Origin of the sequence: Bordetella parapertussis (assembly GCF_020735925.1) — a bacterium.
GTDB classification, from domain to species: domain Bacteria; phylum Pseudomonadota; class Gammaproteobacteria; order Burkholderiales; family Burkholderiaceae_B; genus Bordetella; species Bordetella pertussis.
In genome coordinates, this window is record NZ_CP085971.1 from 3,212,351 (window position 1) to 3,224,302 (window position 11,952).

At 69.4% G+C, this 11,952-nt stretch carries 7 protein-coding genes and 1 pseudogene; 4 read left to right on the forward strand and 4 right to left on the reverse strand.

The window, feature by feature from the left end:
* From LK409_RS15175 to LK409_RS15190, 4 genes and pseudogenes are all read left to right on the forward strand, one after another.
* Complete coding sequence (locus LK409_RS15175; protein WP_010929044.1) at positions 1-2,049, forward strand: hydantoinase/oxoprolinase family protein; 2,049 nt, start codon at positions 1-3, stop codon at positions 2,047-2,049.
* Positions 2,046-4,056 (forward strand): annotated as a pseudogene (locus LK409_RS15180) (hydantoinase B/oxoprolinase family protein). The gene LK409_RS15175 and the pseudogene LK409_RS15180 overlap by 4 nt, the downstream one beginning before the upstream one ends.
* A 25-nt stretch (positions 4,057-4,081) precedes the next feature.
* Positions 4,082-5,377 carry an NAD(P)/FAD-dependent oxidoreductase gene (locus LK409_RS15185; RefSeq protein ID WP_010929045.1) on the forward strand — a complete coding sequence of 432 codons (1,296 nt, stop codon included), beginning with the start codon at positions 4,082-4,084 and terminating at the stop codon, positions 5,375-5,377.
* A gap of 108 nt (positions 5,378-5,485) precedes the next feature.
* Complete coding sequence (locus tag LK409_RS15190; protein ID WP_010929046.1) at positions 5,486-6,478, forward strand: Bug family tripartite tricarboxylate transporter substrate binding protein; 993 nt, start codon at positions 5,486-5,488, stop codon at positions 6,476-6,478.
* A 67-nt stretch (positions 6,479-6,545) separates the two neighbouring features.
* Here LK409_RS15190 and LK409_RS15195 read toward each other — a convergent pair whose 3' ends face one another.
* From LK409_RS15195 to metC, 4 genes are all read right to left on the reverse strand, one after another.
* Positions 6,546-8,636, reverse strand: a complete 2,091-nt coding sequence (locus LK409_RS15195; protein ID WP_010929047.1) for a rhodanese-like domain-containing protein — start codon at positions 8,634-8,636, stop codon at positions 6,546-6,548.
* Positions 8,637-8,660: 24 nt separating this feature from the next.
* Positions 8,661-9,635 carry a tripartite tricarboxylate transporter substrate binding protein gene (locus tag LK409_RS15200; RefSeq protein WP_041937448.1) on the reverse strand — a complete coding sequence of 325 codons (975 nt, stop codon included), beginning with the start codon at positions 9,633-9,635 and terminating at the stop codon, positions 8,661-8,663.
* Positions 9,636-9,764: 129 nt separating this feature from the next.
* On the reverse strand, positions 9,765-10,793 hold the full coding sequence (locus tag LK409_RS15205) for a M14 family metallopeptidase (RefSeq protein WP_010929049.1): 1,029 nt from the start codon (positions 10,791-10,793) through the stop codon (positions 9,765-9,767).
* Between the two features lie 3 nt (positions 10,794-10,796).
* Complete coding sequence (gene metC, locus LK409_RS15210; protein WP_010930021.1) at positions 10,797-11,948, reverse strand: cystathionine beta-lyase; 1,152 nt, start codon at positions 11,946-11,948, stop codon at positions 10,797-10,799.
* Positions 11,949-11,952 lie beyond the last annotated feature (4 nt).

The following is an 11,952-nucleotide window of genomic DNA, read 5'->3' on the forward strand; positions in this document are numbered from 1 at the left end:
ATGGGGTACAGGGTAGGCGTCGATATCGGCGGCTCATTCACCGATTTCGCCGTATTCGACGAAGACAGCGGTGAAATCAAAAGTCTGAAGGTCTTTTCGCGGCCCGACCAACCCGGCGAAGAAGTCATCGCCGGGGTGCGCATGCTGGGCGAGCGCTACGGCATCCAGCCCGAGCAGATCACGTATTTCACGCACGGCACCACGGTCGGCATCAATACGGTCATCCAGCGCAAGGGCCTGAAGCTGGCGCTGTTCACCACCGAGAACTTCAGCGACGTGCTCGAGCTGGCGCGGCTGAAAACCCCCGACATGTATCACCTGCTGTCGCGGCGGCCCGCGCCGCTGGTCAAGCGCAGCATGGTGTTCGGCATCGCCGAGCGCATGGGCCCTGACGGCACGGTGCGCGCGCCGCTGGACGAGGCCAGCGTGGAGCGCGCGGTCCGGCAGGCGCTGGACGCGGGCGCCGAAGGCATCGTGGTCTCGCTGCTGCACGCCTACCGCAACCCGGCGCATGAACTGCGCGTGCGTGAAATCGCCGAAGCGCTGGCGCCCGGCCTGCCGGTGTCGTGCTCCAGCGAGACCTGGCCCATCATCCGCGAGTACGAGCACACCATCACCGCCGTGATCGGCGGCTATGTGCAGCCGCGCGTCGCCCATTACCTGACATCGCTGCAGCAGGCGCTGAAGAACGCCGGCGTGCAGCCCGAGCCGCGCCTGACCAAATCCAACGGCGGCGTGATGACCGCCGAGCAGGGCAAGCGCGATTGCGTGCAGATGATCCTGTCGGGCACCGCCGCCGGCGTCATCGGCGCCAGCCACGTCGCGGCAACGGCCGGCCTGCCGCGCTGCCTGAGCCTGGACATCGGCGGCACCAGCGCCGACATCGCGGTCATCGTCGACGGCAAGCCGCAATACGGCGTGGGCGAGCTGATCGGCGATTTCCAGATCTACATCCCGTCCGTCTCGGTGTCCTCGGTGGGCGAAGGCGGCGGCTCCATTGCCTGGGTGGACCCGCTGGGCGTGCTCAAGGTGGGCCCGGAAAGCGCGGGCTCGCATCCGGGCCCCGCCTGCTATCGGCGCGGCGGCACGCGCGCCACCATTACCGACGCCTTCGTCTGCTGCGGGCTGGTCGGCCATTCCGAACTGGGCTACCAGGCCGTCACGGTCGATGCCGACGCCTCGCGCCAGGCGGTGGGCGAGCTGGCCGACAGGCTAGGCCGCGGCATCGAGGAAACGGCCGAGGCCATCATCCAGATCGCCGTCTCCGGCATGTATTCGGAGGTCAGCGGCCTGGTGTCGCGCTACGGAATCGATCCGCGCGAGTATGCCGTGCTGGCCTTCGGCGGCGCCGGCCCGATGCTGGGCTGCTTCCTGGCGCGCGAGCTCAAGGTCCGCGAGATCGTGGTGCCGCCCTCGCCCGGCACCCTCAGCGCGCTGGGCGGCCTGATCGCCGACCTCAAGAGCGACTTCCTGAAGACCGTGTACACCGACCTCAGCGCCGACCGGCTGGCCTTCGTGCGCGACGAATTCGCCACCCTGGCCGGGCGCGCGCGCCAATGGCTGGCGCAGGAACAGGGACACGCCGAGGAGGCCGAGCTGGTGTACTCGGCCGAAATGCGCTATCGCGGCCAGTCGTACGAGATCGATACCGTGCTGGACCCGATCCACATCGAGGCCGGCGACGTGCAGGCGGTGGGCCAGGCCTTCCACGACATGCACCGGCGCCTGTACGGGCACGCCGACGAACAGGCTCCGGTTCAGATCGTCAGCCTGCGCGTGGTCATCGCTGGCAACAACGACAAGCCCGCCTTCCCGCGCCATGCGCTGCGCCCCGGCGCGCCGCGCGCCGAACGCAAGGTACGCGTCTGGCTGGACGGCGCCTGGCACGAGGTGCCGCTGTACGCGCGCACCGCCCTGGCGGCGGGCCAGCAGTTCACCGGCCCGGCCATCGTGACCCAGGGCGACTGCACTACCGTCATCCCGCCCGACTATGCATGCCGGGTCGACGAGTACGCCAATCTGCGCATCACCGAAGAAGCCGCGTCGTGACCGTGGACAATTTCCGCCTGCAAGTGCTCGCCAACCATTGCACCGCCGCCGCCGAGGCGATGGGCTATACGTTGATGCGCACCGCCTATTCGACCTTCGTGAAGGAAACCGAGGACTTCTCGGCGCAGCTGATGACGCCGGCGGGCAAGACCTTCGCCTCGCCCAAGACCTTCGGCGCGACCTGGTACACCGGGCTGGACTATGGCCGGGTCATCGCCATGTTCGACGATTATCGCGAAGGCGACATCTATCTCACCAACGATCCGTACAGCGGCTTCGTGGCCACCCATACCCCGGACATGCACGTCTGGAAGCCGGTGTTCCGCGACGGCCGCCTGGTCTGCTTCGTCGGCAGCCACATCCACAATACCGACATGGGCGGCGCCGTGCCGGCGTCGCTGTCGCGCACCCTGACCGAAGTCCACCAGGAGGGCCTGCGCATCCCGCCGATGCTGCTGGCGCGACGGCGTCATCGACGAGAAAGTGCTGCGCATCATGGAAGTCAATGTGCGCATGCCGGAGCAGAACCGCGGCGACCTCAACGCCCAGATCGCCGCGCTCAATGTCGGCGAGCGCAAGGTGCACGAGATCATCGACCGGTTCGGCGTGGACGAATTCATGCAGGGCGCCGAGGCCATCCTCGATTACGCCGAGCAACAGACCCGCGCCCTGATCCGCGAGATCCCGGACGGCGAGTACCGCTTCGCCGAGTACGCCGACGAAGATACCGTGGGCGGCTACCCGTGCCGCATCCAGATCACGCTACGCGTGCGCGGCGACGAACTGGAGCTGGATTTCACCGGCAGCGACCCGCAGGTCGCCTCGTCGCTGAACGTACCCACCGGCGGCGACGGCCACCATTCGGTGATCACGGTCGGCCTGATCTACGTCATGCATACCCTGGCGCCGCGCAACGTGCTCAACGCCGGCAGCGTACGGCCCTGCCATGCCGTCCTGCCGGAAGGCACGGTGGTCAATCCGCAGGCGCCGGCGGCCGTGGGCATGCGCAGCCTGATGGCGGCGGTCATCCAGGCCTGCACCTTCGGCGTCTTCAGCCGCGCCATGCCCGATCGCCTGCCGGCCTGCCCGGCCGGCGGCTCGACCCTGCTCAACGTCAAGACCGTCACGCGCGAGGGCCGCCAGGTGCTGTCGTCGATCGGCCCGTGCGGCGGCGGCGCCGGCGGCGGACCGGAACATGACGGCGTCGAAGGCTGCGGCGCCAACAACGCGTTCCTGAAGAACACGCCGGTGGAGATCAACGAGGCCGAGGTGCCGATCGAGATCATCCGCTACGGCCTGGTGCCGGACACCGGCGGCGCCGGCCGCCAGCGCGGCGGCAACGCGGCCACGATGGAATTCCGGCTGCTGGCGCCCAACGGCGTGGTCACGGCGCGCAACCGCAACCGCTCCGAGCTGGCGGCCTGGGGCGTCATGGGCGGCAAGGCGGGCGCCAACTCGCGCTTCATCCGCAACCCCGACTCCGACGCGCCGGAGGAGCTGCGCAACAGCGACCTGGTGAACTGCGCCCCGGGCGACGTCATCCGACTGCAGGGCCCGGCCGGCGGCGGCTATGGCCATCCCTACGAACGGCCGATCGAGCAGGTGGTGGAAGACGTGCGCTGCGGTTTCGTGTCGCGCCAGCGCGCCCGCGAGGCCTATGGCGTCGCGGTGCGCGCGGACCTCAGCGTGGACGAGGCGGCCACCCGCGAACTGCGCCGCGCCGACCGGGGCGGCCAGGCCCATTTCGACCATGGCCCGGGCCGCTCGCGCTTCGAGGCGGTCTGGACGCCGGCGCGCTACGACGCGATGACGCGCATCATGGCGGCGCTGCCCATCAGCTGGCGGCATTTCGTCAAGCACCAGATGTTCGCCGCGCTGGCCGGCTCGGCGCCGCCGCAAGACGGCGGCGCGCAGGATATCGAGCGGCTCTATGCGCAATTGAGCCAGCGCTACGCGGACCTGCCCTCGCCGCAGGCGATTGCCGCGGCCAGCGGCGCGGCCGCCTGAGCGCGCAGCCATGCGGGAGCCGAACATGGCCGCGTCCAGGGACATCTTTGCGCCGGATTTTCGCCGGCGGCCCTACTGGTGGGAGGGCTACGAGCCGCCCGAATGCGGCGAGGACACCCTGCCGGCCAGCGCCGACGTGGCCATCGTGGGCGGCGGCTACACCGGCGTGTGCTGCGCCCTGGCCCTGCGCGAGGCCGGCATCGAGGCCGTGGTGCTGGAAGCCGGCCGTCCCGGCGAAGGCGCCAGCACCCGTTCCGGCGGGCAGGTGTCGGGCGGCGTCAACGTGCAGAAGAAGGCGCTCGCCGCGGTCGGCGAAAGCGCCGGCCAGCGCGCCGAGCGCCTGGCCGCGCGGCTGCGCGACGCCGCGGCCTCGATGGCCTATGTCGAATCATTGATCGAACGGCACGCCATCGAGTGCGGCTGGCACCGCACGGGGCGGCTCACCACCATGTGGGTGCCCGCGCACTACCAGAGCTGGCAGGCGCGCATGATCCCGCGCGCGGAGCTGGCCGCCGAGATCGGCTCGTCCGTGTACCACGGCGCCGCGCTGATCGAGCACGCCGGCCACCTGCAACCCGCCCAGCTCTATGGCGGCATGCTGCGGGCGGCACGCGACGCGGGCGCGCGCGTGCTTGGCCGCACGCCGGTCGAACGCATCGAGCGCCGCGCCGGCGGCTATGACGTCCATACCGCGCGGGGCACCGTGCGGGCCGGCCAGGTGGTCATCGCCACCAACGGCTATACAGGCGCCAACCTCGGCGGCCTGAAGCGCCGCATCGTGCCGGTCTGCACCCACATGATCGCCACCGAAGCGCTGCCGCCGGACCTCGCCGCCAGCCTGCTGCCGACCAATCGGGCCGTGTCCGAGTCGCGCCGCGTCGTCAACCACTACCGGCTCTCGCCGGACGGGCGGCGGCTGCTGTTCGGCGGGCGCGCGCGCTTCGTGCCCACCGACGAGGCGACCACCGCCCGGCTGCTGTACCGCGCCATGCTCAAGCGCTTTCCGCAACTGGCCGGCACGCGCATCACCCACAGCTGGGGCGGCAACGTCGCCATGACGCTGGACTCGATGCCCCACATCGGCGGCGCCGACGGCTTGCATTACGCGCTGGGCTGCAATGGCAGCGGCGTGGCCATGATGAGCTACCTGGGCCACTGCGTCGGCCGCAAGATCGCCACGCAGTCGGGCGAACCGATCAACGCATTCGATATGGGGGAAATTCCAGGCCATCCTTTCTACTTCGGCAACCCGTGGTTCCTGTTCGCGATCGGCAGCTGGTACCAGGCGCGGGATGCCTACGACCACTGGAGGGCCCGCTGAACAGCGGGCGCAGACACCGGTTCTCGCTCATCCACCCGGCCAGGGCCTCGCACCGTCCCGATGCCCCGGCCGCCGAAGCGAACCGGAAAAATATCTATGGAGCGCTCCATGAACAATCAGCGTCGCAATGCATTGAGAGTACTGACCGGCCTGTGCGGAGCCGCCGCCCTGCCCCGGCTTGCCCTGGCGCAGGCGGGCGCCTACCCCGCCGGCCCGGTCACCGTCGTCGTGCCGTACGGCTCGGGCGGCAGCACCGATGTCATCGCCCGCCTGCTGGTCAATGACGTCAGCGAACGCCTGGGCGGCAAGTTCATCGTCGAGAACAAGCCCGGCGCCGCCGGCAACATCGGCACCCGCCAGGTCGGCATTTCCCGCCCCGACGGCACCACCCTGCTCTATTCCACGGCCACGCCGTTCTGCATCAACCCGTACGTCTACCGCACCCTGCCCTTCGATCCCGACAAGGATTTCGCGGCCGTCTCGCGCACCGCCAAGCTGCCCCTGGTGCTGGTGGTCAACGCCGGCCTGGGCATCAAGACCCCGCAGGCCTTCATCGACTACCTGCGCAAGAACCAGCAGCAGTGCAGCTACAGCTCGTATGGCATCGGCACGTCCAGCCACATCGCCAGCGCGATCTTCACCAAGAAGATCGGCGCGCCGGGCGTGCTGCATGTCCCCTACAAGGACATGACGGCGATGTCCGACCTGGCGGCCGGACGCAATACCTTCCACATCGATGCCTGGTCGGTCGTCGACCCGCTGGTCAGGGCCGGCAAGCTGACCGCCCTGGCCGTCTCCAGCGCCGAGCCCCTGCCCTGGGCCCCCAAGCTGCCGACGATCGCCAGCGTGATCGGCAGCGACTACGAAGTCGTCACCTGGCATGCGGTGTTCGCGCCGCGCAAGACGCCGGCGGAGATCGTCCAGAAGCTGAACCACGAGTTCCGGCAGACCATCGCCAAGCCTTCGGTACAGAAGACCTACGTGGCCCAGGGCTTTCTGACCTACCCGCCGGCCACCCCCGCCGAAATCGACGCCTTCGTGCAGCAGGACAAGCAGCGCTGGAAATCGTTCGTGGAAGCGGCCGGCATCACGCCCAGCTGAGCAGTCCGGGCTCGCCTGCCGGCCGCGACGGCCCCGGCGCGCAAGCGCGCGGGGGCCGTCGCCGCGTTCAGATGCGAAACGCCACGGTGGGGTCGGACCGGACCTTGTCCAGCAGGCCGGTTTCCCAGCTCAGGTACTGGTGCATGGCTTCCTCGATGCCGGTCTCGCGGTCATAGGGGCGGTACCAGACGTCGATCGCCTCGGTCAGGAACTGCGGCGCGTCGCCGCGCAGCCGGTCCGCGCCCAGCGCCGCGGTGCCTCCCTTCAGGTAGGCGGCCTGGTAGCCCTGCGCGGCGGCGTCGGCCGCCGCCAGCCGCGAGACCCGCCCGTCCGCGCACGTGAACAGCAGCGGCCCGGCGGGCTTGCGCTGCGCCAGCAAGGCCGGCAGGCGCGAGCGCGGCGCCCAGGCGGCGCCGGCCAGGTGGCCGGCCCGATAGGTACGCGAATCCCCCACGTCGATGATCACGGCGTCGGCCGCGACGGCCTCGACCGGCACGCCACGCTCGTCGTCGTACTCGACGCGCGGCGGCGCGACCAGCGCCGTTGCCTCGGGCCGGTGCAGGTAGACTTCCCAGCCCATCTGGTGCAGCCAGCCGGCGGTCATCGGCGCCTGCACGCCGTCGGTGTCGAACACCACGATGCGCGCATTGCGCACCGGCGCGTAGTAATCCGTCTGCTGGACCAGCTGTCCCCCGGGCGCGGCCACCGCGCGCGGCAGGGTCGCCCGCGACGAGCAGGACGGATCGCGTGCGTCGAACAGGTACGTGGTGCGATAGGGGTTGGACAGCATGTCGTGCAATTCGCCCGCGTCCAGCGTGGCGATGGACATGCCCAGCGCCCACGCCTGCGCCGCCTGCGCGGCGCCGGCGGCGACCGGGCGGTCCAGGTAGCTGGCGGACTTGCCGCGTTCGAGCGGCAGGCCGGCCAGGTGCTGGCCCATCGTGCCGTTTTCCAGGGCCCGCACGTCTGTCTTGCCGGCGTTGCGCAGCGACTGCGCGCCGATGATGGAGCGGGTACGGCCGGCGCAGTTGACGACGATGGGGCCGGCATGGTCCAGCGCACGCGCCACCAGCTCGGCGCCCGGGCACGAATAGGCGCCCGGCACCGACATCAGGTTGAATTCCTGTTCGGTGCGGCTGTCGAGCACCAGCACCTCCTCGCTGCGCCGCAGCGCGTCGAGCTCGACGGCGCTGATGCTGGGCGTGCCGTAGACGTGCTCGGCCACTTCGCCAAAAGCCTTGCTGGGCACGAAAACGCCGGTATATACCGGCAGGCCGGCAGCATTCCAGCCCGGCTGTCCGCCCTGCAGCACCGCCACGTTGTGGTAGCCGCGCTGATGCAGCAGGCGCACCGCCTGCTCGGCCAGGCCGTCGGCGTCGTCGATCACCACGATGCGCACGTGCGGCGACGGCAGTCCGTCGTCGACGCGCAGCTCGAACACCGACAACGGCATGGACGCGGCATGGAACAGGTGCCCCTGGGTATAGACGCCGTTCTCGCGCACGTCCAGGATGGCCAGCTCGCCGCCGTCGGTCAGCATCTCGTACAGATCGCGCGGCGCGATCCAGGGCGCGTAGGTTTCCGGCACCGCCATGAAGCGGGTATAGGCGCCGCCTTCTTCCGTGGCGAAATTGATGCGTCCGCTCAGCGTATCGAGCGCGCGGCCATACAGGTGCAGGTGCAGGTGCAGCGAATCTTCCTCGGACACGACTTCGATCGTGTGGAACACCTCGCCGCTCAGGCGCGCGGCGTTGCCCTGGACCACGGTCAGGGCGTCGATCTGGCGCAACGTGCCGAAACCGGCGCGCGAGCCATCGTCGGTGCGTTCGAAGAACACGTTGTGCTCTTCGCCGTACACGCCGGCGATCACCGCCCAGGTGGTGTGATCGTGCGGCGGCTGCTTCTTGCCGGTCTTGCCCGCCGACGCATACAGGGCCAGGTCGCCGCTCTCGCCGCGCCACAACTGATACAGCCCGCCGGGCTTGCCGGCCCGGATCGGGAACTCATCGCGCGGAAACAGCTCGTCGCGCTCGCCCAGGGCGACCAGCACCGGGCCGATCGCCTCGCGCAGCGCCTCGCCGTCGAGCTGCGCAGCCAGACGGCCGATCTGCGCCATGGCGTCTTTCACCGCATCGTAACGTTGTTGCATCGTAGTCATCGTCTTCTCTCCTGTCGGCATGCTTTACTCAACCTTGATGTTCTGGTCGCGGATCAGGCGCTTCCACAGCTGCGTCTCCGAATCGATCAGCTCGCTGAATGCCTGCGGCGTGCCGACGTCGGGCGTCATGCCCAGTTCCTTGACGCGCTTGGCGATCTCCGGCTCGGCCATCAGCTTGGCGAAGATCTGCTGGTAGCGATCCACGATGGGCTGCGGCGTGCCCGGCGGCGCGATGACGCCCAGCCAGTTGGTCACCTCGTAGCCCGGCACGGTCTCGGCCACCGTCGGCACGTCGGGAAAACGCGGCTCGCGCTGGCGGGTGGTGGTGGCGATGGCGCGCAGCCGGCCGGCGGCGATCAGCTCATGGGTGGCCGTATCGCCGAACCCGATATCGGTCTCGCCGGCCATGGTGGACATCAGCGCCGGGCCGCCCCCTTTGTAGCCGATCTCGCGCAGACGGCTGCCGGTCATGGCATTGAGCAAATGGCCGGTCATCGAGTTCGACGTGCCCACGCCCACCGACGAATACGTCACGTCGCCGCTCTTGCTGCCGTCGATCACGTCCTGCACGCTGTTCCAGCGGCTTTCTCCCGGCTTGGTCACCAGCATGTAGCCCATCTGGACCAGCAGGTTGACCGGGGTCAGCTTCTTGGGGTCATAGGAAATCTGGCGCAGCTGCGGCCAGATCGTCAGCACGCCCGGCCCGGACCAGGTGATGGTGCGGCCGTCGGGCCGCGCGTTGGCGACGAAGTCGGTCGCGATCAATCCGCCGGCTCCCGGCTTGGGCATGACGATCAGCGGCTGGCCCAGCTCCTCGGCCATGCGGGCCTGGAGCACCTGCGCCAGGGCATAGTGCCCGCCGCCCGCGCCATAGCCCAGGATGAGCGTCACCGAGCCATCCGGCTGCCAGGGCTTGGCGGCCTTGTCCTGCGCCCCGGCGGTCCAGGGCAGTACCGCGACGGCGGCGGCGGCCAGATACTTCGCGAGAGTATGTTGCATGGTATTCCCCCTCTGTTCTTCGTTGAAAAAGGCCACGCGCCGCGGGCGCGGGCCGAACGCAACCACCGGCGCCGCCCGCGGCGCCGGACCTGCTCGAATCGGAATGGACTGGTATCGCGGCGCCGCGCCTCAGCCGGCGCCGATATCGGCCTGGTCCCATTGCGTTGCCACGGCCACGCGGTCGCCGGTGTGCACCACCGGATCGCGTCGCATGCCGATGACGATGCAATCGGTATCCAGGCTGACGGCCTCCACCTCGGCGCCATGCAAATCCACGATGCGGCCCAGCGGCGCGCCGGCCGGCACGATCTGGCCGGCCCGCCCGGCCGCCAGGAACAACCCTCCATGGCGCGCCATCACCCAGCGGCGCCGGGTGACCCGGCGCACGCTGGCGGGCGCGGGAGCGCCGGCGGATACGCCGCTTTCGTCGATGAGGCCCAGGTGGCTCGCCAGGCGCAGCAGCCCGGTCAGCGCCTGCTCGACGTTCTCCGGCGTGTACCAGCTGCCCTGGCCCAGTTCGACCATGAAGGCCGGCACATCGATGGCCAGGCACTGGTAATCCAGCCCGCCGGCAATGTTGCCGGGCAGTTCGCCCGCGCCGCCCACGTCCATGCGGCAGCTGACCGAGGGTTCGAAGAACGAGGTCATGCGCAGCAGCTGCGCCTCGGTGACCGCGCTGCCCGGAAAGACCTTGTAGACACAGTACGGCTTGCTGTCGTGGATCGAGCCCATCGTATGCATGTTCACCAGGCACGAGGCCACCGCCCGAACTTCCTGGAACAGGGCATGGGCCATATGGTTGGTCACCATCCCCTGCGGATTGCCCGGGAAAGTCTGGTCCAGGTCCTGCAGATCCTGCGGCGCCGTCTTGGTGCGGTTGTCCAGCCCCAGGGGGTTGGCCGTGGGCGTGATGACCAGGCTGCCCGACAGCGCGGCCGGATCCACCCGGCGGCCCAGCTCCACCGCGGCGATCACGCCGTTGAGTTCATTGCCATGCACCTGTCCATTGACCCACAGGCAAGGTCCCGGCGCCGCCCCCTTGATCACCGTCACCGGGATGGCGATGGCCATGCCCGAGCTCATGGTGCCCACCGGCAGGTAGTCATGCGCCACGGTTCCCGGCTGCATGCCGGACAACAAGTCTTGTATTTTCGACACGGCTCAATCCTCCCGGCGCAGCGCCTGGTCCAGGTCGCGCTTCAAGTCTTCGACATCTTCCAATCCGATATGCAGCCGCACCAGCGGCCCGGCATAGTCCCTGCCCGCCAGGCTGCGCTTGCCGGCGGTATCGGCCGGCAGCACCAGGCTCTCGTAGCCGCCCCAGCTCGCGCCGATGGCAAACAGCGTCAGCCGGTCGATGAAGGCGTCGCGCTGCTCGAGGCTGCAGGGCTCCAGTTCGAGGGTCAGCAGGCCCGAGGCGCCGCGCATCTGGCGGCGCCACAGCGCGTGGTCGGGGTGCTGCGGCAGCGCCGGATACAGCACCTGCGCCACCCGTGGATGCCCGGCCAGCCATTGCGCCACGTCCAGCGCGTTGCGGTAGTGCGCCGCCATGCGCACCCCCAGCGTGCGGATACCGCGCGTGGCCAGATAGGCGTCGTCGGGGCTGATGGACAGGCCCTGCGCGGCCGCTTCCGTGCGGATGGCCAGCCACAGCTCGGGGTCATGCGCCGTCACCGTCCCCATCATCACGTCCGAATGGCCCACCAGGTACTTGGTGGCGGCATGGATGGAGACGTCGATGCCGTGCTCGAACGGCTGCAGGAATACCGGCGTCGCCCAGGTGTTGTCGGCCACCACCTTGGCGCCGACCGCATGCGCGGCGGCGGCGATGCGGGCGAAATCCTGCATTTCCATGGTCAGCGAACCAGGGCTCTCGCAGTACACGACCGAGGTATCGGGGCGGACCAGGCGCTCGACCTCCGAACCGGCGTAGTACTCGACGCGCACGCCGCGCGGCGCCAGCACCTTTTCGCAGAACTCGCGACAGGGGTAATAGACGTTGTCCGGCACCAGGATGTGCGAGCCCGGACGGGCCAGGGTATTGAGGGTCGTGGCGATGGCCGAAACGCCCGAGGGCGTGAGAACCGCCCGATGGCCGCCTTCGATGGCGGCCACCAGGTTCTCCAGCTCCTTCACGGTGTGCGTGCCGAGCCGCCCGTAGCGTACGTGGTCGAACTTCGCGCCACGGGTTGCCTTGTACTCGGCCATGGACTCGAATACAACGGTTGAGGTGCGGTAGACAGGTGTGTTCACCATCCCCTTGTGCGCCTTCGGGTCGCGACCGCCATGGGTCAGCAGCGTATCGAACTTCATGAGC